The 24515-nt window shown below is 41.8% G+C and carries 21 protein-coding genes; 14 read left to right on the plus strand and 7 right to left on the minus strand.

Translation table 11 applies throughout. From position 1 onward, the window contains the following. The first annotated feature begins 2 nt into the window (after positions 1-2). The 4 genes from nuoL to ACWIUJ_RS00375 are packed head-to-tail and all read left to right on the plus strand — an operon-like array spanning position 3 to position 7545. A complete protein-coding gene (gene nuoL, locus ACWIUJ_RS00360; RefSeq protein ID WP_454168223.1) occupies positions 3-1934 on the plus strand; it encodes an NADH-quinone oxidoreductase subunit L in 1932 nt (643 codons plus the stop codon). A gap of 16 nt (positions 1935-1950) precedes the next feature. Next, positions 1951-3657 carry a complex I subunit 4 family protein gene (locus tag ACWIUJ_RS00365; RefSeq protein WP_454168226.1) on the plus strand — a complete coding sequence of 569 codons (1707 nt, stop codon included), beginning with the start codon at positions 1951-1953 and terminating at the stop codon, positions 3655-3657. Then, on the plus strand, positions 3658-5121 hold the full coding sequence (locus ACWIUJ_RS00370; protein WP_454168227.1) for an NADH-quinone oxidoreductase subunit N: 1464 nt from the start codon (positions 3658-3660) through the stop codon (positions 5119-5121). It begins immediately after the preceding gene. Between the two features lie 51 nt (positions 5122-5172). Continuing rightward, the gene (locus ACWIUJ_RS00375) at positions 5173-7545 is read left to right on the plus strand and encodes a tetratricopeptide repeat protein (protein ID WP_454149672.1); all 2373 of its coding nucleotides are present in this window, start codon (positions 5173-5175) and stop codon (positions 7543-7545) included. Positions 7546-7658: 113 nt separating this feature from the next. Here the strand turns inward: ACWIUJ_RS00375 and ACWIUJ_RS00380 are convergent, their stop codons facing one another. Both ACWIUJ_RS00380 and ACWIUJ_RS00385 read right to left on the minus strand, forming a co-directional pair. Continuing rightward, on the minus strand, positions 7659-8294 hold the full coding sequence (locus ACWIUJ_RS00380; RefSeq protein WP_454168229.1) for a hypothetical protein: 636 nt from the start codon (positions 8292-8294) through the stop codon (positions 7659-7661). Continuing rightward, positions 8291-9559: an MFS transporter gene (locus ACWIUJ_RS00385; RefSeq protein WP_454151988.1), complete on the minus strand. Its 1269-nt coding sequence runs from the start codon at positions 9557-9559 to the stop codon at positions 8291-8293. The genes ACWIUJ_RS00380 and ACWIUJ_RS00385 overlap by 4 nt, the downstream gene beginning before the upstream one ends. A gap of 376 nt (positions 9560-9935) precedes the next feature. Between ACWIUJ_RS00385 and ACWIUJ_RS00390 the strand changes: the two genes are divergently transcribed. From ACWIUJ_RS00390 to ACWIUJ_RS00435, 10 genes are all read left to right on the plus strand, one after another. Next, positions 9936-11273 (plus strand): DUF3373 family protein, encoded by a 1338-nt coding sequence (locus ACWIUJ_RS00390; protein ID WP_454168231.1) that lies wholly within the window; start codon positions 9936-9938, stop codon positions 11271-11273. Between the two features lie 40 nt (positions 11274-11313). Continuing rightward, a complete protein-coding gene (locus tag ACWIUJ_RS00395) occupies positions 11314-11568 on the plus strand; it encodes a hypothetical protein (RefSeq protein WP_454168233.1) in 255 nt (84 codons plus the stop codon). 23 nt (positions 11569-11591) lie between these two features. Continuing rightward, positions 11592-13265, plus strand: a complete 1674-nt coding sequence (locus tag ACWIUJ_RS00400; protein WP_454168235.1) for a methyl-accepting chemotaxis protein — start codon at positions 11592-11594, stop codon at positions 13263-13265. Further along, on the plus strand, positions 13255-14013 hold the full coding sequence (gene cmoA / locus ACWIUJ_RS00405; RefSeq protein WP_454168237.1) for a carboxy-S-adenosyl-L-methionine synthase CmoA: 759 nt from the start codon (positions 13255-13257) through the stop codon (positions 14011-14013). The genes ACWIUJ_RS00400 and cmoA overlap by 11 nt, the downstream gene beginning before the upstream one ends. Before the next feature lie 27 nt (positions 14014-14040). Continuing rightward, complete coding sequence (gene moaC / locus ACWIUJ_RS00410; protein ID WP_454152311.1) at positions 14041-14520, plus strand: cyclic pyranopterin monophosphate synthase MoaC; 480 nt, start codon at positions 14041-14043, stop codon at positions 14518-14520. A gap of 94 nt (positions 14521-14614) precedes the next feature. Continuing rightward, positions 14615-14788: a hypothetical protein gene (locus tag ACWIUJ_RS00415; RefSeq protein ID WP_454152312.1), complete on the plus strand. Its 174-nt coding sequence runs from the start codon at positions 14615-14617 to the stop codon at positions 14786-14788. A 112-nt stretch (positions 14789-14900) separates the two neighbouring features. Continuing rightward, complete coding sequence (locus ACWIUJ_RS00420) at positions 14901-15200, plus strand: ATP-dependent Clp protease adaptor ClpS (RefSeq protein ID WP_454152313.1); 300 nt, start codon at positions 14901-14903, stop codon at positions 15198-15200. A gap of 8 nt (positions 15201-15208) precedes the next feature. Then, positions 15209-17467: an AAA family ATPase gene (locus ACWIUJ_RS00425; protein ID WP_454152314.1), complete on the plus strand. Its 2259-nt coding sequence runs from the start codon at positions 15209-15211 to the stop codon at positions 17465-17467. Continuing rightward, positions 17454-18263 carry a DUF815 domain-containing protein gene (locus ACWIUJ_RS00430; RefSeq protein WP_454152315.1) on the plus strand — a complete coding sequence of 270 codons (810 nt, stop codon included), beginning with the start codon at positions 17454-17456 and terminating at the stop codon, positions 18261-18263. Before ACWIUJ_RS00425 ends, ACWIUJ_RS00430 begins: the two co-directional genes overlap by 14 nt. Before the next feature lie 13 nt (positions 18264-18276). After that, on the plus strand, positions 18277-19635 hold the full coding sequence (locus ACWIUJ_RS00435; RefSeq protein ID WP_454168239.1) for an SH3 domain-containing protein: 1359 nt from the start codon (positions 18277-18279) through the stop codon (positions 19633-19635). A 4-nt stretch (positions 19636-19639) separates the two neighbouring features. Here ACWIUJ_RS00435 and ACWIUJ_RS00440 read toward each other — a convergent pair whose 3' ends face one another. From ACWIUJ_RS00440 to ACWIUJ_RS00460, 5 genes are read right to left on the minus strand one after another with little or no spacing between them, the layout of a single operon-like run. Then, positions 19640-19978 carry a YraN family protein gene (locus ACWIUJ_RS00440; protein ID WP_454168241.1) on the minus strand — a complete coding sequence of 113 codons (339 nt, stop codon included), beginning with the start codon at positions 19976-19978 and terminating at the stop codon, positions 19640-19642. A 3-nt stretch (positions 19979-19981) separates the two neighbouring features. Continuing rightward, positions 19982-21277 carry a homoserine dehydrogenase gene (locus ACWIUJ_RS00445; RefSeq protein WP_454168243.1) on the minus strand — a complete coding sequence of 432 codons (1296 nt, stop codon included), beginning with the start codon at positions 21275-21277 and terminating at the stop codon, positions 19982-19984. Beyond that, on the minus strand, positions 21264-22478 hold the full coding sequence (locus tag ACWIUJ_RS00450) for an LL-diaminopimelate aminotransferase (RefSeq protein WP_454152319.1): 1215 nt from the start codon (positions 22476-22478) through the stop codon (positions 21264-21266). Before ACWIUJ_RS00450 ends, ACWIUJ_RS00445 begins: the two co-directional genes overlap by 14 nt. 9 nt (positions 22479-22487) lie before the next feature. Then, positions 22488-23297, minus strand: coding sequence for a hypothetical protein (locus ACWIUJ_RS00455; RefSeq protein ID WP_454168245.1), 810 nt, complete (start codon positions 23295-23297; stop codon positions 22488-22490). A gap of 57 nt (positions 23298-23354) precedes the next feature. Then, entirely contained in the window at positions 23355-24509 is a 1155-nt protein-coding gene (locus ACWIUJ_RS00460) for a hypothetical protein (protein WP_454168247.1), read from the minus strand. Between the last annotated feature and the right edge of the window lie 6 nt (positions 24510-24515).

The following is a 24515-nucleotide window of genomic DNA, read 5'->3' on the forward strand; positions in this document are numbered from 1 at the left end:
TAATGGCGGGTGATTCTGTAATTTTTGAAACATTTTGTGGTTTTTTTATTTTGTTTGCTCCACTTGTTGGCGCGCTGTTTAGTGCTTGCTTTGCATTTAGCCCAAAACGCTTGATTGCTGGATTTGTGCCTAGCGCGTTGTTGCTTATGAGCACTATTGTATGCGTCTTTTTGCTGTATAGATTCTATACAGCTGATATTGGGATTGGACTTATCCGCTTGTATATGGGCGATTGGATAGTGGCTGGAGGGTTTTTTAGTGGATTTACCTTTGAGCTTGATTTTGTGAGCTTGGTAATGGCTAGCGTGGTAAATTTGGTAAGTGCTTGTGTGCATATTTATTCTATTGGATATATGGCGCACGATAAAGGATTTAACCGCTATTTCGCGTTTTTGAGTGCGTTTGTGTTTTCAATGCTATTTTTGGTGATGAGTGATAATTTGCTTGGGTTATTTATCGGTTGGGAGGGAGTAGGGCTGTGTTCATACTTGCTTATTGGATTTTTTTATCACAAGCAAAGCGCGATTTTTGCTTCCAATGAAGCCTTTATAATGAATAGAATTGCGGATTTAGCGATGCTTCTTGGCATTTTCTTTATAGCGAGCACGGCAGATTCTATTTATTTTAGAGATATTCTCCCATTAAGCGCGGATTTGGCACATAGTAGCAGTCCCAATGCACCATCTTATGAGCAGTATAAAGGATTTTTATGGGGTGGGGCATTACTTTTTATCGGTGCTATGGGGAAAAGCGCGCAGTTCCCATTTCATACTTGGCTAGCTGATGCGATGGAGGGTCCTACTCCCGTATCCGCGCTTATTCACGCAGCCACAATGGTAACGGCTGGTGTGTATTTGGTGCTTCGCCTAGATGAGTTGTATTGGTATTTGTTTGATGTGAGAGTGTTTATCACTTATCTTGGTGCTTTTGTGGCGTTGTTCGCAGCGAGTATGGCGTTAGTCAATCGTGATTTAAAGCGCATTATCGCGTATTCTACACTCTCTCAGCTTGGATATATGTTTGTAGCAGCTGGACTTGGAATGTATTGGATAGCATTTTTTCATCTTGTTACACACGCTTTTTTTAAAGCTCTTTTATTCTTGGGGGCTGGGAATGTAATGCACGCGTGCAATGATGAGCTTGATATTACCAAAATGGGTGGCTTATATAAGCCTCTAAGGGCGACTTTTGTGTTTATGCTTGTCGCTTCACTTGCCCTTTGTGGGGTATTTCCGTTTGCAGGATATTTTTCTAAGGATTTGATTTTAGAATCTGCCTTTTACACCCAGCATTTTGGATTATGGGTCGCCTTGCTTGTAGGGGCGTTTTTTACTGCATTTTATAGCTTTAGGTTGCTAATGCTTGTATTTGCTCCGCGCAAACAAGCACAACAAAGCACACAGCACGCGCACGAAGCACCAAATTTAATGCTTTTTTCTCTGTTGCCATTGGGGATTTTAGCCGTTGTGGCAGGATTTTTTGAGGAATATTTTGCGACAAGTATCAATCCGCTCTTACCAGAACTCTCCCTTGAGCCAAGCGATTTCCCGCATTACTATCTTATTGCTATTACGACAATCGTAGTGTTTGGGGGGATAGCTTTTGCGATAGGCAAATATAAAAATGGCTTTACTGATTCCCAACCAAACGCATTGTATAAACTTTTGTTTCATCAATATTATATCCCTAAGTTGTATGAGAAATGTATCATTATCCCCTACCAAAAAATCGCTACATTTTTGTGGCAACGCATTGAGTGTAAAATCATTGATAACATTGTAGATTCTCTTGCAAAAATGCTCGCAAAAGGTGGCGAATATGAAAAGGCTACGCAAAGTGGAGATTTATCGCAAAGTTTGCGTTTAATGGTTTGTGGCGTATTTGTCTTCCTCGCTTTAATGCTAATTGGGCTTTGGGAGGTGTTAAGTGCATAGTGTTTTAGGCTATTTATTGAGCGTTATCATCTTTTTTCCTGTGCTTTGTGGTGTGTTAATGATTTTGTGGAAAGAAAGCCTTATGCGAAAATTCTTTTTTCATAATGTCCCCATTAGTGCGCGAAGTTTTGGGATTTTTGTAGGTGGCATTGAGATTGTGCTCTGTGGTGCGTTGTTTTGGTATTTTGATAGCCATTTTTCTGGCTTTCAGTTTATTCACAAAATCCCTCTTATTGATACTCTTGGTATTGCATATTTTGTGGGCGTTGATGGAATCTCGCTCTTTTTGGTGTTGTTGAGTGCGCTTATTGGCTTTTTGGGGATTGTGTTTATTTCGCCTGATACACCAAAATTGCGCTATTTTATAGCAAATATTTTACTCCTTCAAGGCATTGTTATTGGTGTTTTTTGCGCCCTTGATGTGATGATGTTTTATATTTTTTGGGAACTTACTTTAGTGCCATCGCTTTTTATTATTGGGATTTGGGGAGGAGAGCGCAGGATTTATGCAGGCGTGAAGTTTTTCCTTTATACCTTTAGTGCTTCGCTTGTTATGCTTGTTGGGATTGTTTATTATGCCTATGTGTTTCACTTGGATAGCGGGGTTTGGAGTTTTAATTTGCTTGATTGGTATGATTTTAATCTCAATGTGCAAAGCTGGCTTTTTATAGCGTTTTTTCTCGCTTTTGGGGTAAAAAGCGCAATGTTTCCACTGCATACTTGGCTGCCTTATGCGTATGGACAAGCCCCCATTGTGGGTTCAGTGCTCCTTAGCGCATTACTTTCAAAAATGGGGATTTATGGAATCATTCGCTTTTGTTTCCCGCTTTTCCCTGTGGCAAGCGTAGATTTTACTTTCATAATTAGCATAATTTGTGTGTGTATGGTGGTGTATGGAGCGTTTTTAGCCTACGCGCAAAAGGATATAAAGCAAGTCGTTGCATACAGCTCAATCTCACATATTGGCGTGATTATTTTAGGTGTGTTTTCGCTCAATGTCGAGGGCATAAGCGGTGCGGTATTTTTTATGGTGGCTCACGGCATTATTAGCGCGATGCTCTTTATGCTTGTGGGTGTGATACAAGAGCGCAAAAATACATCGATGATAGAATCTCTTGGCGGACTTGCAAGCATTATGCCAAAGTTTAGCACACTTTTTGCCATTGCTTTATTAGGAAGCGTGGGATTACCGCTTACCATAGGCTTTGTGGGCGAGTTTTTGAGTTTATATGGATTTTTTAAAGTAAATAAAATCATCACACTGCTTGCTGGGCTTAGTGTGGTTATGGGTGCGGTGTATATGTTGAGCGTGTTTGGGCGCGTGTTTTTAGGCAAACTTGATTCTAAAACACCCACATTAAACGATGTCAATGCTCGTGAGAAATGCGCGCTTATTCCATTGGCGTTGCTTATCATCGCTTTTGGAATCTATCCAAAGCCCATTTTGCTTCCCGCGCAAAATTCCGCACTTATGATACTTGATGTAGTGGATTCTAAACTCAATTACTTTGACCCCCTTATCCCGCATACTATCATAGACCCAGAGGACTCATCTGTTGTAGAAAAGCTCTCTAAGATTCCATTAGAGCAAGACGAGCAAGCCGACCAAAGCACACAAGAATCTATGCCTAACCCCACTCAACCTAACGAGGAGAAATCTCTACACTCCCTCCAACCTATACAAGATTCTAACCTACAAAATCCCGCTACACAAGGAGAGTAAATGCAACAATTAAACGATTTGTATGTATCAGGGCTTGAGATTTCGCAAGCCTATCCGTTGTTTTGTGTCCTTGCTGGTGCTTTAGTGGTGCTCCTTGTAAGTGCGTTTTATACGCGTCCTAAGATGTGGCTATGTGGAGTATTGAGCGTTGCTTTTTTGGTGGCTGATTTGTATTTTGTGCTGAGTAATACAGGAGTTATTTACCAGCCTAAGCGAATTTTCTTTGGCTTGCTTCTTGTGAGTGGAGTGGCTTATTTAGCTCAGATTCTTATCTTGCTCTCAAGTGTGCTTTTTATTTTATTAAGCCTTGCTCAAAACAGCACTAAGGAATTTCAAAGAGGCGAATATTACGCTATTTGGCTTTTTGTTATTGCTGGGTTGCAATGTATGGTAAGTAGCACCAATATAGTGGTTATTTTACTTGGGCTTGAGATTTCTTCGCTTGGCGTGTATGGGCTTATCGCTCTTGGCGGAGGGAAAAATAGCATTGAAGCAGCAATTAAGTATTTCACAATGGGAGCGTATGCAAGCGCGTTTTTAGTTTTTGGTGCGGCATTTTTGTATCTTGGGACAGGGAGTTTAGACTTACTCGCGTCAAATACTTTTAGCATTCATATCATTATAGGCTTTGTGTTGATGTTTTGCGGGCTTGGCGTGAAACTCTCTGCCGTGCCATTCCACACTTGGACTCCTGATGCGTATGAGGGTTCAAGTGCGATAATGGCGGGCTTTATGTCTATCGCGCCAAAAATTGCAGCATTTGTCGTGGCGTTTTATTTGCTTAATCTCACCATAGAAGTAAGCGACAGGAGCAGATTCCCTCAAGTTTTGCTTTTTATCATTGTGGTTTTTACGATGAGTGTGCCAAACTTGCTTGCCCTAGTGCAAAAAGATGTAAAGCGAATGCTTGGATACAGCTCGATTTCACACGCTGGATTCTTATTAAGCGGGGTTTTAATTGGTGGATTAGAGGGGTTAAGCAGTTTGTTTGCCTATTGGGTGTGGTTTATGTTTGCTAACATTGGTGCATTTGGTATGCTTTGGTTATTACGCGATTCTAAAGATACGCAAGATTATGCTATTTCGCGTTTTAGCGGGCTTGCTCATCGCTCGCTTATAAGTGCGATAAGTCTTGGAATCTTTATGTTTGCATTAGCGGGAATCCCGCCTCTAAGTGTCTTTTGGGGGAAGTTTATTCTCATTAAACTCTCTATTGATAGTGGTTTAAGTGTGCTTGCTATTATTATGGTAATCAACAGCGCGATAGCGGCGTTTTATTATTTGCGTGTGGTGGTGGTAAGTTTTTTACACGATTCCACACCGCATACACTGAGCCCACAAAAAAGCGTTTTTGGCGTGGCTATTGTGGCGATTTGTGTATTTTATGTTTCTCTATGTGCCCTAATGGCTCAAAATTTGCTTGATAGCATACAATGGTGTGTTTTACTATATCAATATCAATAATTTTCATTTATTTTTCATAGAATTTTATCAAGCAAGGCTAGGAGTGGCGCGATGAAAGCCATAAGGATTATTTTTTGCGTATTGTGTATTGTTGCTACTACAAAGGCACTTGATGTAACCATAAACTATGGCAAGCAAAATAACGAATATTTCTCTGTGCTCAATCTCCAGCACAGCGAGCCATTTGAATGCCAAGAATTTACTAACGAACATAGCGAGCCTATTCGTGTGGTTTGCATTATTGAGCGCACCCCAAGAGCGAGCTTCTCGCCCACAAATACAATTTTTTTTCGATTCTATAATCGCGTTATTGATGGGCATTTCTATCTTTATATTGAGCCAAATTTTAGCTCCAAACTCTTTAATACTTTCTCAGATTTAAAGACCAATGACCCCATTCCCAAAGAGCGACCCAAAAAATCCAAAAATTGGCAAATCGTAGGCTTTAAGGGCGTGATTCCCTTTCTCTCTCAAACCAAAAGCAAAGGACTTAATTTCCCTGTGGCAGTATTGCCAAAAGAGGAGCAGTTTGTCGGTGAGCTTGACATCAATCGTGCGCCATTGCACTTTGATGAGGGGCAGGACTTTGCTTACTACCTAAATGCGCAGAGTTTAATGAAATCACAATCCTACCTTGATGCGATAAAAGTCATCGATGATACTTTGCGCGTGTTCCCAGATACGATTTTTGTGCGGGATTTGCTTTTTTATAGAATCGTTGCCCTGCGAGAAATTGACGAAGTGGAGAATGCAGATTCTATCGTTGATACAGGCGTGCGGTGGGTGAAGCGATACCCCACAGATATGAATATCCCAGAAGTGCTCTACACTCTAGGAAATGCGTATGTTGGAATCCACTTTATCTCAGAGGCGAAGTATTACTACGATAGGCTTATAACCGAATATCCAAATTCGCGTTTTGCCCCGCTCGCCAAAATGCAACTTGCAAGGTCATATTATGGATTAGAGCAGCCACAGCAAGCTATGCGTCATTTTATCCAAGCCTATGAAGAGGCAAAGGACTTAGATTCTGCAAGTTTGATTGCGATAAAGTGGAGCGAATTTTATATGAGTAGAAAAGAAAATAAAGAAGCAAAAAGGCTTGTTGATACGCTAATGACAGCAAACCCAACCTATTTTGTCAATAATTTACTTCAAAGCCTTGATTTTATCACCACACTTACCGAGCACGAAATGTGGGAGAGCGCAGCAAAAATAGGCGAGTATTTATACAACAATACAGATGATGATGATTTGCGCCTTTCACGCGATGATTTGCTTAATAAGACAGCGGTTTTTTACCAAAACTTTGGAGATTATGAAAACGCGCATAGGATAAATCTCCTTTACGCAGAAGAATACCCACACAAAGGGCATTTAGCCGAAGTCAAAGAACGCGATGATGAGTTGCTCTTTGATATTGGATTAGATGATTCGCCAGATGAGAAAATCACGCGCTATGATTACTTAATGCAGAAGTATCCAAACACGCCCGTAGCGCAAAAAGCACTTAATCTCAAAGCCCAGATTCTCTTTGATAGGGGCGAGTATGAAAATGTCATCGCGCAAAATGGCGTTGAAGCGGAGCTCATCGATAAAAGCTATTATCAAATCTTATTGCGTGCCCTGCAAGAAAAGGATTGTAAAGCAATCGCTAAAGACTTTAGCCATTATAAAAAGGAGCAATTTACCTTTCATCAAAATTTCACCGCGTTTGAGTGCCTCTACTCTCTCGCGCTTAATGCCCAAGCTCAAGTGGCAATAGAGAATCTCGCCAAAGAAGCACAAGACCCACAAACCAAGCTATCAGTCTTATATATGGAGACGCAAAACCTCGATAAGCTCGGTAAAAACAAGCCTACATTGCTTTCAGCGAGGGATACGCTCAATCTTGCTAAAGGACTTAAGCAACGCGAATACTACGATGTGGGCTTTATCTTTTTCCGCCATTTAATCCTTAGCAACAACTTAGATGAAGCAACGCAAGTTTATACATTTTTGCACGAGCATTTAAGCGATGATATACGATTGATTGATGTGGAGTTAGAGCTCCTTAAGCGCGCCGAAGCAGAGAAAAACGAAGTAAGTATCGAAGTGTATGCACGCGATATTTTACGCCTCCAGCAACTCCACAAAAACACGCACGGCACGCCGTATGTGGATTTTGCATTGGCGCAAAGTTTAATGCGCTTAGGCAGATATAATCAAAGCCTAGAAGTGCTTGATAGCCTTGCTAAAAAGGATATAGAAGTCCCCACGCTCGCTCAAGCCCTCTACCTCAAAGGCTCGGTGCAAAAGACTCAAAACAACGAAAAAGACGCACGGCTTAGCTTTAATCAATGCAAAGAGTTGCAATCAAACCAAACCCAACAACTTAGCGTGTGGAAAAATCTCTGCACCCAAGCCCTTGATATTTTGCAATAACCAAATCTTTGTATGAGGGTTTGTGTTGATTCTATGAAGTCCATAAAATAGAGAATCTAATAGAATCTAAGCGCGATAAATTTCAATTTCTCGCACATTGCAACGCCAAAAAACTAAAAAGGTTTTTTTGTCTTTTCGCAGGGCTTTGATGAGAGTTTGTAGAGCCACCGCTCGCCTTGCGCTTCGCCAAACTCATAGCGTTTGATGTAGCCATCTGCGTTAAAGTAGGATTTGCGCTCTAGCAAGCCATCTTTATCCACGCTAGGCGTGAAACTCACTAAAAAGCACCCCTCAAAGATATGCTCTTTAGTGATGAGGCTATATGAGTTAGGCACTTTTTTATGCTCTACGCTCTCTAGCTCGATAAGCTCATATCGTGGCATTGTGAGTGTTTCCTCGCGTGAAATGTCCGTGAGATAAAGTGTGAGAAGCTCCTCAATAGGCGTTATGACAAACTCTTGCTTGCCCTCAAAGTCCATAACCTTATTTTTGCTAAAGTCCGTGTATTGCGTGATTTTATTTTTATGCTTGAAGCTTTGCGGGGCTTTTAGCCGACTAAGGATAAGGGCGAACTTTTTATCCGCCTTTGTGTCCTCGATATAAGTCGCATAAGTCTCTGTGCGCTCCACTTCTGTAAGGCTATCAGCGTAAGGGTCGATAAACTCCTCGCACCCATTAAAGCTAAAGCCACTAAACCCACTAAGTGCGCAAACCAACGCCACACTCGCCACACTAGAGAATCTCCTCATCGCTTCACTCCGCTAATCTTAAGATTCCCCAGCACGATAGCAAGCGCACCCAAAAACATCATATAAAAGCCAATAAGCAAGTTTGAGACATCTTCGCTATGCACCACCCAGCTAAAAAAGATAGGCGTAAGCCCGCCAAAGAGCGCGTAAGAGACATTATAGCTTAGCGAAATCCCGCTATATCGAATAGGCGCGGGGAAGCTCTCTACCATTATAAGCGGGGTAAAGACCATTACTCCCGCGCAAAACGCCATTAAGTAATAAAACAACAACACCGCGTCTAAGTGCATTTGGTTGCTAAGCCCATAATAAAACACAAAGGCAAAAAACATAAGCCCTAAGCCCTGCACGATACTCGCCCCCCAGATTCCAATCCTATCACTTAAAATCCCGCCAAAGACATTGCCCGAAGCGAGGAAAAAGATAGCAATGATTTGATAAATCACCTTAGAGACATTATCGATTGCATACACTGCGCTTAGCAAGTTTGGTGTGAGAAGCACTGTGATTACCACGCACCCTGTGAGCACCCAAGTGCAAAAAAAGCTATGCACTAAGCCATAGCGGTGCGATTTGAGTGCTTCTTTGATAGGGAGTTTGCTTGTTTGGCTTAGTGCTTTAATCTCCTTAAACACGGGCGTTTCGCTTAAATATCGGCGTAAAAAGATAGAGATGATTCCAAACACACCGCCTAGCAAAAACGGAATGCGCCACGCCCATTCTTTAATCTCTTCTTGTGAGAAGCTTAGATTTACCCCAAGCGTAACGATACTCCCTAGCAAGATTCCAGAGACCACAGCACTTGTGAAGATTCCCATTGTCGCGCCCAAATGGTTTTGGTTATGCTCTTTGACAAACACCCACGCCCCGGGCAACTCCCCGCCAATAGCAATGCCCTGCATTACGCGCACAAGGATTAGCACGATTGGCGCGAGAATCCCAATCTGCTCATAAGTAGGCATAAGCCCCAGCGCAAAGGTGGGAATCACCATTAGCAAAATAGAGAGCATAAACATATTTTTTCTCCCGCTTTTATCGCCAAAGTGCGCCATTATCACGCCACCAAGCGGGCGAGCGAAGTAGCCCGCTGCAAATGCGCCATAAGTATTCATATTCGCCCAAAAGCTACTTTGCGCGGGGAAAAAGAGCTGTGAAATCACCGATGTAAAAAACACAAAAATAATAAAATCATAAAATTCTAACATTCCTCCAAGCGAGCTTAACGAAAGCACCTTGACTTCTTTATTACTTAATGCCATTTGCACTCCTCTTAAATAATACTCCTTAAAATTTGAGATACTATTGTCATATTGAGCGATAGCGAAATATCTCTTTTGGCTTTGAGATTACTTCGGCTTTGCCCTGCAAACCCTCAGTATGACACCTAAACCAACACCCAAACATTGTCATATTGAGCGTAAGCGAAATATCTTTTTAAGTTTTGAGATACTTCGGCTTAAAAGCCTCAGTATGACAAAGTAGCTTTGCGACAAATAACAAACGCAAACTACTTTATTTACAAAGAGCAATCTTTAAAAACTTAAACAATCAAAAATAATGCCAAATTGATAATTTTTAGCAGAATCTAAGAAATTTTTTGTTACAATCGGTGGCTTTAATCTTAAATTTCAAGGAGTCACAATGAAAAAATTAGCACTGATATTCCCTCTAGCCTTTGGCTTTGTGTTTGGGAATGTAGAGAGTAGAGTAGCAGATTTAGAGGAGCGAATGGACGCCGTAGAAGTGGAATCTGAGCTCTCAAAGGTAAAGTTTAGCTTAGAATTCACCACCGCGATGAATAACTTTCAAAGCGATGCAAGGACAGCTGGACAAAGTCGAGCAGAGCCATTGAAGTGGAGTGCGGGGCTTTATCTTAATATGAATGCCAATGTAAATAAATACACCAAATTCACAGGACGCCTTTCTATGACAAAGGCATTTGGTGATTTGGCTTGGACGCCTAGCATTTTTGCAGACCAATTTTCTGCGGGGCGCGGTGTAGCAGGGAGCTCGGCAGTGTATGTAGAGCGAGCGTATGTGGATTTATTCTTAGGTGATTATTTCGCCCTTACTTTTGGGCGATTGCCGAGCACTGATGGACCGGGCTCATTACTTCGTAATGGCTCTGCGCGTCTATCGACTTATCCCGCGCTTATGGTAAATGCGCTGGGCGATGGCGTGGTGCTCACTTATAAGCCATTGCCTCATAGCCTAAGTGATTTGTATGTGCGTGTAGGCTTCGCTAAAGCATATCAAGCAGTGTATGGAGCAAGCACTCAAAGTGGTGGTTCGATTTTTGGCGGAATTGGGATAAATAAAACTGCTGATATGGACTTATGGTATGCGGGTGTAGAGAGTGCATTCCTCCCAAGTGATTGGGGGAAAAGCCTCTTAATGCTTGGCTATATCTATCTCAATGATTATTCTGTCCCTGATTATGCCATCCAACAAGCTCAACAGCAAACACCATCTACATTTGGGACAGCGAAGTCAATGGGGAATCTCCAATATCTCAACCTCCATTTAGAGCATAATAATGCTTTTGGCTCTGGGTTAAATTGGTTTTTGTCCTATTCTCTTAATAGTGGCTCGGGCACAAGCGACCCAACAATCGCAGCACTCGCAACACAATCACCAGCAATGCAATTTAACAAAGAGCAAGGTTGGGCGTTGCACTTTGGTGCGCGATATGACTTCTCTAGCCACTTTAAGCTAGGCTATGAATACTTCCACGGAAACAAAAACTGGTATGCGTTCTCACGCGTCTCTATCAACGACCCGTTTAATATCCGCAACACACGCGGTGATGTGCACGATGTGTATATGCTTTTCCCAATCGATGTGTATCAGTTCTTTAGACTAAGCTATACTTATCAATATCACGAGTATACTGACCCTAAATTCCCAACCGTGCCTGTGGCTCTGCCAGCCCTAAAAAGCCGACAAAATATCGCGCTAAGCTATACTTTACGCTTCTAAAAGCGATATATATATATATATATTAAATGAGGAGAATAGAATGAAAAAAGTAATGCTAAAAACGACAATTTTGACGATGTCAGTAGTGGTAAGTTTGCCAAGTCTCTCTCTTGGTGCGTGTGCGGATTTGATGCAGAAGTATAATGCACCAGACCCCGCCCAAAAGACGATGAGTCAAGTGGCTCGCTGGGTAAAGCAAAAGGTAACTGACGCAAAAGACGCTAAAGAGCTGGAGTCTTGTATGCAGGCTCGCGCCGCGGATAATCCAAATAGAGAACAAGTCGCTGGTAAATAAATAATCATCACTAGGGGTGTGAAATGGAACAATCCTCAAATCAAGCAGAGCCACAAGCTCTGCCACAAACTTCGCTCACGCCCAAAAAGGCAAAGAGAATTAGTAGCTTAGCCGCACGACTAAGCATTGGACTTGTAGTGCTCGGTGCGCATATCGTGCTACTTGGCGGGGCATTTCTGGGTATTAAAATCACTTCAGAGATACTCTTAGATAAGATAGATTCACTCAATGAATCTGTCATAGAAGCCAAAGGAGGGACGCAATCCTACGCAGACTTTATGGAGCAGTTTGAGTTTATCGGCACGATTAACGAGCGCGTTATCAAATTCCTACTTAACCCCGATGAGGAAAACAAAGCAATCATTATGCAAATGACACAAAGCTGGAATGAGAGCTTTATCAAAAATAATGAAAATTTGCAAGAGTTTTATCCGCGCATTCAAAGCGCATTACAGACAAACAACATACGACAGGGCTTCATCGATGTGGAGAATATCTTTGCTGAGATTTATAATAGACTTATAGAATACACTTCTACAGATGTCGATACCATTAACCAAAAGATGAGCGTAGCGGTGGAAGAGATTGAGAATATCGGCTCTAGCACGGCTACACAGCTTACCGTGTATCTGTATTTGTTTATAGCGATATTTTTCTTAACCGCGGTGAATATCTTTTTCTTCTTGCGGATATTACGCAAGTTTAGCGCGGATTCTAAGGTTATCGTGGATTATTTAAAACGCACGAGCAAAGATGCAGATTCTATCAAAAACGCCAAGCGATTAGAAATCAAGCGTGAAGATGGCGATGAGGTGCAAACGATAAGCGACTTTATCAATGTCTTTATCGCTAAAATGCAACAAACTATCGACATTTCTGGGAGTGCCACACGAGAAATCGGCAAACTCAATAGCTCTGTCTCAGCTCTCCAAACAAATATCACAAAGATAATCCAAAAGACTAATGCCAATGTGGAAGTGGGCGGTGCGATTAACACGGGACTTGATAACAATGTCTCTTTGGCAAATGATTCTCAAAGTAAGGTAATGCAAAGTCGCGACTCACTCGAGCAAGCTGCCGAGCACCTCCATACGCTACTAGGCGAGCTAGAGCAAGCCGTGCAAAACCAAGATGAGCTCAACGAGCGATTAGAGGGACTTTCAGAATCTATCACGCAAATTAAAGATGTAAGCTCTTTAGTCTATGATGTCGCAGACCAGACAAACCTCCTCGCGCTCAATGCCGCCATTGAGGCAGCACGAGCGGGCGAGCACGGGAGAGGATTCGCCGTGGTGGCTGATGAAGTGAGAAAGCTCGCAGAGAAGACTCAAACTTCACTCCAAGAAATCGAAGCACGCATTAACACAGTGGTGCAAAACCTAAGCGAAATCGGAGAATCTATCAAAGCAAGCACGAAAAACTTCAACGAGCTCAACCACGAAGCTGAAGTCTCTAAGAGCAACATTGAATCTATCCAAAGCTTTATGGCAGAAGTCATCGAATCTATCAAGGCACAAAGCGAAAGTTCCATAGGCTTAGGCACGCAAACGCGAGACATTATCAACGAGCTTAATGAAATCAATAAACTCCTCCAAGAGATTTTTGAAGTCATCACCTATGTAACCAAGCGTAGAGATAGATTGGCGCAAAGCGATGAAGCCCTTAATAAAGTGCTAAGCTCCTTTGATGCCAAATAAACAATACAACGCTCACAAAGATACACTTTTCACACAAAGCGTGAGCGAAAAATTTAGCTTTAATGAGCAAGTCGCAACCGTGTTTGATGATATGATTACGCGTTCTGTGCCCTTTTATAAGCAGACTTTGGAGCTGTGCGTGGAGTTCTTAGCACTGCACCTGAGCGGGCTTAATGGCGTGAAAACCCCGCGCGTGTATGACATTGGGTGCTCAAATGGGAATCTGCTTATTGGCTTAGCCCAAAAATTGTGCGAGATAGGAGTTAAAAGCGAGTGTATCGGCATTGATAACTCAAAGGCGATGATACAATCTGCCAAACTCAAAGCCAAAGCCTATAACGCAAAAATTACTTTTGAATGTGTGGATTGCTTGCAAAGCAAACTTTTAGAATGTAGCGCGATAGTGAGTAATTACACTTTGCAATTTATCCGCCCGCCTTTGCGTGCAGGGCTTATCACAAAGATTTATAACGCGCTTCATAGCGGGGGAATCTTTATAATGAGTGAAAAAATGGCAAGCGTTGATAGGCTTTTTGATTCCCAAATGATTACACTCTATCATAATTATAAAGCGCGCAATGGCTACTCGCAAACTCAAATCGCTAAAAAGCGCGAGGCGTTAGAAAATGTGCTTGTGCCTTATAGCTTGGAGGAAAATGTCGCGTTGCTTAAAGACGCGGGGTTTAAGAGCGTGGAAGTGCTCTTTAAATGGGTGAATTTCGGCACGCTCATCGCGCGCAAGGGCTAGAATTATGAAGTTTTAAGGAGAAGTGAAATGGCAGAGCTTACGCATTTAAACCAAAACAACAATCCCACAATGGTCGATGTGAGTGAAAAAAACATAACAAGCAGGCTTGCACGCGCAAGTGGCACAATCACAATGAGCGAGGACGCCTATAACGCGGTGGTGCAAAACACGGCTAAAAAAGGTCCTGTGATTCAAACTGCCATTATCGCGGCAATCAGCGCGGCAAAAAACACACCAACCGTGATACCAATGGCACACCCGCTTTTTATTAGCAAGGTTAATGTAGAGATTACACCATTGGAACGCGCGTGTGGATTTAGCGTGGAAGCGGTGGTGAAATGCGAGGGTAAGACAGGCGTGGAAATCGAGGCGTTGCACGCGGTGAGCATTGGACTTCTTACGATGTATGATATGCTTAAAGCCATTGATAAAGCAATGGTGATAAGCGATATAAGGCTTTTGGAAAAAAGTGGTGGCAAAAGTGGAGAGTATAAAGCTTATAAATAATATTTATTTATAAAGTTATTTTATCATTACCGATATTTCACTCTCTTATGAAATATAAGATTTAAAGAATATATACAATAAACAAGGGAATGTAATGACAAAAAAGTTCATCATTTTTTTAGGACTTTTTATTGGGGTGTTGTTTGTGGCGGAGTATTTTATACTAGGAAATACGATACTCTCATCACTAAGCAATGAAAATCCTCTAAGACCTCAAAGCAGTGAGGATTTTTGCTCAAAATATCCACGACATAGAGCGTGCTTTTGATTTAAGGTGGCATATTGCCTTAAGTTTGTATAAAATCGTTTTTTGATAGCATAATTTTGCGTTGCTTGTGGTAAAATGCTTAGCAAAAATACCTACGCAAAGGATTAGGCAAATGCCACAAATAAGCCAAGAGAGTTTAACCGAGATTTTTTTAGAAGAGCCAAGCCTCTTTCGCGTGCTTTTACTCAATGACGATAAGACAACAATGGAATTTGTGGTATTTGTGCTGGTAGAAATCTTTGATAAAACTAGCGATGAGGCTATCAAAGTAATGCTCCAAATCCACAAAGAGGGCTCTGGAGTGTGCGGGATTTACACTTATGATGTGGCTGAGCTAAAGGCAAATCAAGTGGTAGAAATCGCACGCCAAAAGGGCTACCCGCTCCGCGTAGAAATCGAAGAAATCATCTAAGGAAGCCTATGACTGATAGCCTTAATCACATCATCAAAAGAGCCCAAGACATTGCAAGGGAAATGAAACATAATATTCTCACCACCGAGCATATTTTTTTAGCGATTTTATGCGAGCAAAGCGGGAGCGATTTTTTATCGCGTTGCGGTGGGAATCCTGTGTGGATGGGCGAGAATATCTCAAATTACCTCAAAAAATATATCCCAACTTCTGTGCGCTTAAATGCCAATCCTATCCATACGCCAGCTCTCAAGCGCGTGTTTTCACTAATGTATCATTTAAAATCCCAACGCACCAATAATCGTCAAAATGAAGTGAGTGATTTTGTCGTGGCGGTTTTAGAGGAGGATTGCTTTAGTGCGAGAATCTTGCACGCACAAGGGATTGACCATTATAGCATTCGCGCTTGCTTAAACCAAATGCAAGGCGAGAGCGAAGAGACTGAGGGCGTGGAGTTTGAAGTCAAAAACAGCCCAGATTCTCAAAAGAAAGAGAGTTATCTCGCACAATTTGCCAAAAACCTCACAAAAGCGGCAAAAGACGGCAAGATTGACCCCATTATCGGGCGCGATGAGGAGATTTTACGCATTAGTGAGATTTTGTGTCGGCGCAAGAAAAATAATCCAATCTTAATCGGGGAATCTGGCGTGGGTAAAAGTGCTATTGCAGAGGGCTTGGCATTAGAGATTAGCCAAAGGCGCGTGCCAAAGACCCTGCACAACGCGCAAGTGTTTATGCTTGATTTAGCGTCAATGGTCTCAGGGAGCAAGTATCGAGGCGACTTTGAAAAGCGACTAAAAGGCGTGTTAAAGGAGTTAGAGGGTATTAAAGATAGCATTGTGTTTATCGATGAGATTCACACAATCGTGGGCGCGGGCGCAGCAAATAGCTCAAGCCTTGATGCGTCAAACTTGCTGAAGCCAGCATTAGCAAATGGCACGCTTCGTTGCATTGGTGCGACTACTTTTAATGAGTTTAAGCAGACTTTTGATAAGGATAAGGCATTGCTTCGTAGATTTTCTAAAATCGAGGTAAAAGAGCCCAGCTTAGAGGATTGTTATAAAATTTTAGACGGGCTTGCGCCTATTTATGAGGAATATCACGGCGTGAAATACACACAAGGTGCTGTGAGAGCGTGTGTGGATTTATCTCATCGCTACATTAGTGATAAGTTTTTGCCTGATAAGGCGATTGATTTGCTTGATGAGAGTGGAGCGTTTTTTAAGATTAAAGAGAGTGGCAAGAAACTCATTTCGCCCAAAGATATAGAATCTATCATTTCAAAAACCGTGCATATTCCAAAATCTCGCATTAACAATGATGAGGGCAAGATTCTCAAAAATCTTGATAAGAAACTAAAAGAGCGTATTTTCGCCCAAGATAAAGCCATTAGCGAAGTGGTGCGTGTGATTAAGAAAAACAAAGCGGGGCTTGGCGAAGTCAATAAACCCATTGGAAGTTTTGTGTTTGCAGGACCAAGTGGCGTGGGGAAAACGGAGCTTAGCATAGAGCTTGCTAAGGCGTTGGGTATTGAGTTTGTGAAGTTTGATATGAGTGAGTATATGGAGGCGCATTCGATTTCGCGCTTAATCGGTGCACCCGCTGGATATGTGGGCTTTGAGCAGGGGGGATTGCTGGTAGATAGCATTCGCAAGAAGCCTTATTGTGTGTTGTTGCTTGATGAGATTGAAAAAGCGCATAGTGATATTTATAATGTGCTTTTGCAAGTGCTTGATTCTGCAAGTTTGACTGATAATGCGGGCAATAAGGCGGATTTTAAAAATGTCATTGTCATTATGACGAGCAATGCAGGGAGCAAAGAGGGCAATACACTTGGCTTTAATATGGATAATAAGGGCAAGAGTGAGGGCGCGATTAAAGAGCTTTTCTCACCAGAGTTTCGCTCACGCCTTGATGGCGTGGTGCATTTCGCTCCACTTGGAATCGCACAATACAAACTTATCGCGAAGAAGTTTTTAGCAGATTTGAGTGCGCAACTCGCTCAAAAGCGCATTACCCTTATCCCTGATAATAAGGCATTGGAGTTTTTAGCAACGCGTAGTGTGGATAATGCGCTGGGCGCACGCGAAATTAAACGGCTTATTGATGCACAAATTAAAATGCCACTGAGTGATGAGATTTTGTTTGGCGCGCTTAAAAGAGGTGGCGATGTGCAAATTAGCGTCAAAAATAACGCCCTAAGTCTTAAAGTAGTGGCAAAAGATTCTCCAAAAAACGCTCATAAGTTACTTGATGAAGTGCTTTGAGATTGACTTTGAGCGCGTAAAAGCCTGCGTATATAGAAGCGAATATGATGGCTATGGTGGGTATTTCCACCCGATAGTAGAGTTTGAGAATCTTTGCCTTAAATCATTTTTAGGCATTGATGAAATCCTCCAAACACTCCAAAACAACACAGATAATTTTTTGGCTGGTAATGACGCCTCAAATGTCTTACTTTGGGGAGCTAGAGGCTGTGGGAAAAGCTCAAGTATCCGCGCTGTTTTAACGCATTGTTTGCTTGCTGATAATCCCAAAAGTGCAAGTCAAGAGCAAAATCCTCAATGCCTTTTACGCGTGATTGAGATTCCTAAAATTGGGATTGAGATTTTGCCAATGACGCTGGACCTCGTCCGTTCCCTGCCGTATAAATTTATTATTTTTTGTGATGATTTGTCTTTTGGTGCGGGAGATGAGAGCTATAAGGCGTTAAAAAGTATTTTAGATGGAGGATTTGAGGCACGCGCAAGCAATGTGCTTTTTTATGCGACTTCTAATATGCGTCATTTGCTTTTGGAGGAATATGCCCAAGATACGCTCCATTTAGATGATAAAAAAGATGAGATTATCGCACTAAGCGATAGATTTGGGATTTCTATGGGGTTGTATTCGCTTGGTAGTGAGGATTTTATGCGTATTGTTAATAGCGAGCTTTCCTTTAATGCGGGCATTAGCGATGAAGCTCTGCGTCAAAAAGCACTGAACTACGCCACTCAAAAGGGCAGTCGTAATGCCAGAGTGGCAAAAGAGTTCGCCAAACTCTATAAAAACCACCTTATTTAACGAGGGGTAAATTTTGCGAATCATTATTTTTGCACTACTAGCTTTGCTTTTTAGTGCTTGTGTGAGGGTAGATTCCGATGGATTGGCTGTCATTATAGAGCCAAAAGAGTTGCGTGAATTTTCTCAAGACCCGCTTTTTTATTACAAACTTCAAAGCCAACAAGACTTCCTAGCAGATGAAAAATTAAGCAAGGAGGAAATCACAAGGCTTAAAAAGCAATATTTGGAGAGCCTTTTTTTGCCTTGGAGTGAAAAACCAAACAAAAACAAAAAAGAGGTATTTTGGATAACGCCTAATTTTGTCAAACTCCTTATGAGTAGCTATGGCGAGAATCTTAAGCCCTACACACAAAAGCAAGCCCAAGATTTGCTTGATTCTATGCGTTTAAACGCCTATCCAAGCGTAAATAAAAAAGCAATCATCACAAAAACCACGAGCGTGCGTGTCGTGCCTAGTATTCTGCCACGATTTAGCACGCAATATGGCTATCCCATTGATAGGTGGCAAAATTCACTTATCTTTGCAGGCACACCTGTGCTTGTAACGCATTTTGATAGTTCAAGGCGATTTTTGCATATCCAATCAGGCTTTGTGTATGGTTGGGTGGAGTCAAGTGATGTCGCCTTTGTCAGCGAAAAAGATGAAAAAAAGATACGCGACTTTAGCGATTATGTCGCTACGAATGTGGAATCTACGCATTTATTAGATTCTACAAATGGCTATATCACCACTGCGAGGCTTGGGCAAGTCTTTGCCTTCAACCAAAAAGGGAGCAACGCAAAGGAATATGAGCTCTACACCTATATCCGCCAAGATAATGGTTATGTAAAAATTATCACCACAAAAAGTAAAAAGAGTAATTTTATGCCTTTCCCACAGGATTTTAACAAAGAAAAAATCGCCACACTTCTTAGTCAAGTAATGGGGAAGCAATATGGCTGGGGTGGGCTTTATGAGGAGCGTGATTGCTCGGCATTGGTGCGTGATATATACGCGCTAAATGGCATTTTTTTGCCACGCAATTCTAAGGCGCAAGGGTTTTTTGGCAAAATGCACCAAGATATAAGCGCACTTAGCTTAGAGGAAAAAGAGGAGTATATCATCACTAATGGCGAACCTTTTTATACGATTTTGTGGTTGCAAGGGCACATTGCGATTTATATTGGCACATATAAGGGCAAGGCGATGGTTGCGCATAGTTCGTGGGCAATCAATGAGGGCAAAAGCAAAAAAGTGCTTGGTGGGATAGTTATCACAGATTTACACATTGGCGGGAAAGAAAATTCACTTTTGCTTCGCATTGGTGCGATGAGCAATCTACGCCATATACGAGAGAAAATTTTGCAAAGTCCCAAGCCACTTGCGCGTTAGATTCTCATATTTGTGTGATATTTTCTAATAACTCATAGCGTGGCTGCTTGTCATACCGAATGATGAGTGCATCGAGGCAATAGGGCAGTTTGCTAGGATTTTTAAGCTCATAGAGATTGATAGCTTTAATAAGTCTTTTGATTTTTGTATGCGTGAGGTTTTGGGTTGGCTCGAAGTTTTGCCCGCTTTTTACTTCGATAAAGTGCAAGATTCCAGCTCTTTTTGCCACGATGTCAATCTCTCCATATCGTGCGAAAAAGTTGCGCTCAATAATCTCAAAGCCCATAGAGCGCAAAAATACGCAAGCCTCTTGCTCTGCCTCTTGTCCTTTTTGTTTGCTCATTGGCTATTCCATACGGATTTTGTAGGGTTTTTGCAGGATAGAATCTAAGTCCTCTAATGCTTTAAGCGCATTGTTAATGTCAGATTCTTTGCTTGTGTGAGTAGAGAAAAGGAGCTTTGCCACGCCCACTTCATCGCCTTGCTTTTGTAAAAACACTTTGATAGAAATGTTATTTTGTCCGAGTATTTGTGTGATTTTGCTAAGCACACCGGGCTTATCTTGCGTGTAGAGACGAATATAGTAGCGCGAGAGAATTGCATTTGGCTTTTTTAGTGTGATAGTGGATTTGGTATTTTTGTTTTGAGGGAGTATGTCGGCGCAAGATTCCTGCTTGCCACGCCAATTTCGTGCAATCTCCATTAAATCAGCAATCACGGAGCTTGCCGTAGCTTCACCTCCCGCTCCCGCTCCATAATACATAGATTCTCCCACGCAATCCCCAACCACACTAATGCCATTCATCACGCCACCCACTTTGCTAATCATAGAATCTTTGCGAATAAGTGTGGGATGCACGCGCAATTCAAGTGCTTGTTTGTCGCGTTTGGCAATGCCTAGAAGTTTAATCACATAGCCAAACTCCTTTGCAAAGTCCATATCATCACTCGTAATCCCCTCAATCCCCTCAATGACAATATCTTGTGGCAGAGCATCAATCCCAAAGGCAAGTGAGGCAAGGATAAGGAGCTTGTGCCCAGCGTCCATTCCGTTAATATCAAGCGTTGGGTCAGCTTCGGCATAGCCAAGATTTTGCGCTTCTCTGAGTGCATCTTGGAAATTTTTGTTTTCTTCAAACATTTGCGTTAAGATATAATTGCTCGTGCCATTTAATATGCCACGAATTGCAAGGATTTCATTCGCACAAAGCCCATCTTTGAGTGTGCGAATAATGGGAATCCCGCCACCTACACTTGCTTCAAAGCCAATGGGTGTGCTTTTGGCAATTTGCCTTAAAGAAGCGCGATGATAGGCGAGCATTGCTTTATTTGCTGTGATAAATGCCTTTTTTTGCGTGAGTGCCCTTTGTGCTACTTGATATGCGAGTTCCACTCCGCCCATAAGCTCGATAACCACATCAATGCTCTCATCATTGAGCACGCAATCTATGTCGTTTTCCAAAGGAATGTGAATGCCATTGAGGGCTTTTTTTGACTTTTCTATGTTGCGCGTTATGGCTTTTTTGATGATGAAATTTACACCACAGCGAGCACGAATAAGCTCCTTGTTTTGCTCTAAGATTCTTATTACTGCGCTGCCGACTACACCAACGCCAATAATCCCTATGTTAAGTGTTTGCATTGGCTTTTAAAAATGTTTTGAGATTTTTTGCTGCTTGGCGGATTCTGTTTTCGTTTTCAATGAGGGCAATGCGCACAAATCCCTCACCATTATGCCCAAAGCCAACGCCCGGACTAACAGCGATTTTTGCTTTTTCTAAGAGTTGTTTACTAAACTCCATACTGCCCAAATGCGCCATACATTCTGGCAACCTTGCCCAAATAAACATACTTGCTTTTGGTTTGTTCATTTTCCAGCCAGCTTCGCCAAAGGATTTGATAAGCACTTCCATTCGTTTTTCATATTTTGCCTTTATTTCTTGCACGCACGACTGGTCTTCATTGAGTGCGATAGTCGCAGCAATTTGCATAGGCGTGTAGATTCCATAATCTAGCCAGCTTTTAATCTTTTGTAAGGCTTCTACCATTTTTTTATTCCCCACGACAAAGCCCACGCGCCAACCAGCCATATTGTAAGTCTTGCTTAGTGTGTAGCATTCCACAGCGACATCTTTTGCCCCTGCAACTTCAAAAATACTTGGCGTTTTATACTCTCCAAAGCAAAGCTCCGCATACGCAATATCGCTAATAATGTAAAATCGCTCTTGTTTTGCAAGTGCGACTAACCGCTCATAAAAACTTTTATATGCAATCACGGTGGTTGGGTTGTGAGGGAAATTTACCACGACAAATTTTGGCTTTGGCAAGCTCTCACGCAACAACACATTAAGTTTGCTAAAAAAATCCTCTTCGTTAATCTCCATATTCTCATTCCACGAGATAGGGAAACTAAGTGCATTCGCACCTTGTAAGATAAAGGCATAAGAGTGGATAGGATAGGCTGGCTCTGGGATTATAGCAGTATCGCCCGGATTGGTAATCGCCTGCACCAAATGCGCATATCCCTCTTTGCTTCCCATTGTTACACAGGCTTCTAAATTTGGGTCTAAATCCACATTGTAAGTGCGCTTATACCAATCACACACAGCAAGGCGGAGCTTGTAGATTCCCTTGCTTACTGAGTAGCCGTGATTTTTTGGTTTATTTGCAGCTTCACAGAGTTTATCGATTATGTGTTGCGGGGTCGCTCCATCTGGGTTGCCCATACTAAAGTCAATGACATCTTCGCCATTTTGGCGCATTGCTAGCTTAATTTCGTTGATGGCGGCAAAGACATATTTTGGCAGTCGCTTAATTTTTTCAAACTCAATTTCATCAAACATCGCTTCCCCCTAGTTAAATTGCGCGGTTATACCCTTTTTAAGATTGCTTGGGTTGTTTGCATCAGTAATATATACAAAGCTCACGCCCTGAGGGATTTTAATACTTGTGTTATTTTGTGGGCTTTTGGATTCTAAAATCGTATCAACAATGACTAAATTTCTATCATAGAGCACTATTCGTGGATACCACTTTTGTGGGTTGGAGATTTGAAGCGTGCCTTGCGTTTGGATATTTATCCAATATTGCCCACTGACATCACGCAATGGTGTGCTTTGAGCTGGGGTGAGTGTGGTGGAGTTTGGAATCTGGAGCGACTCAAGCTCGAGGAGATACTCCCATTTTTGCAAACTCACACGCTTAATGTCAATGCAGTTAAGCCCACGCTTCTGTGCTGCGGATACGATGACTAATGGGTCTGGGGCGTGCTCGGTGCTAAAGGTAAAGGTGATAGAAGCCAAGCCGTTATTGTATTGAGCCTTTTGGACATTAAAGTAGGTGTAGCCCATTGTGGTTAAAATATCATTAGTAGTGCGACTAAGCAAAATAGGACTTGTGCGCGCAGAAAATGTGAGATTAACCTCAGCTGGAGCAGAAAATTTCAAATGAAGCAAACCATTATTTTTAAGCGATTGGACAATTTTGGCAATATTGAGGCTACCATTGGTGTAAAAGGAATTTTTATCGGCAAAAATTTTATTGATAAAATTACTATTAGCCGAATACTCACGCTCGCCCATAAGCCCCCTTACCTTGTCGCTTAAGACATCACTAAAGCACACATTTGACAACAAACACAACACAAACACAACTCTTTTCATTTCTTTAATCAAACACTCCAAAGTTATAAAATTCCATAGAATCTAGCGATTACGATTCTACCATCTATCCACAGGATTAAGCTGTCTATAAGTGGTATAGTTGATTTCTTTGATTTCGTTTCCATCAAAGTATAAGCGCACAAATTGTCGCGCCTTATAAGTAATCCTTTGTCCTTTAAATGTCAAAGTAAAATCATTATGTCCAAAGACAAACACCATAGGCTTATCAAGTGTGAAATCGTGTGCGTTGCGAAGTGTCATTTGGCTTGAAGTTTTTGTTTCTAAATTTACCACGCCAACCCAAAGCTCGACACTTGGCACGACTCTTGCGACATTTGCTGGAATAGGAGTGTTATCTAGTGGCTGATTTTGAGAGAGCTCATTTTGCGCATTTTGGGTATTTTGCTCGGATTGAGATTCTTGCTCTAATGTATTGGATTCATTGTGGTTTGTTTGTGTTTCTTCGTTGTTTGAGTCGCTTAGTCTATCATTAAGGCTAAGATTTGGTGTTTCTTGCTCATTTGGTTGGTCTATTTCTTGTGTTTCTTGTGGTTGGTTTGTCTCATCTGTAATATCTTGTGTTTGTTCGGAATCTTGTGGGTTTTGCTCTTGTGGTTGCTCGTTAGATTGTGATTCTTGTGAGGGAGCATTAGTGAAAGTATATGATGGCGTGCTTGAACCCACACCCTCTTGGAAAAACATTTTATATCCTAATACGCCCACAATGCCAATAATGATGACTATAAGAATGATGAAAAAAGCGAAGTTCCCACCTTTTTGGGAATCTTCTTCATCAGGCGTATTATAAGATTCCAATTTGGGGAGCTTAAGCGATTCGATATTTGTTTTAACCTTTTGTATGGGTTTATCTTTTTGTGCCTTAGCAGCTTTCTTTTTTATATCAATCTCATCAATCACTTCAGCTTGCTTCGCTTTTTGGACTTGTTGTTCGGTTTGTGGGGTATCTTGGGTATCTAAAGGTTCTTGATTATGAAACTTCCCATAAAGTCTTAGCCATTCAGTCAAATCGACACTATACTCACGCTCTAAAATGTGAATAAACCCTTGCGCTCGCACTCTGTCAATCTTTTCAAATCGCTTGTTTAAAATATCTTCAATACGATTTATAGTGAGTCTTGTGGTCTTGCTAATGTCTTTCGCTCCGATTTGTTTTAACTCCTCTAAAACCTCATCTAATGTTTTTTGCGCCATTGTTCG

This window comes from Helicobacter sp. 23-1046, from assembly GCF_053654635.1.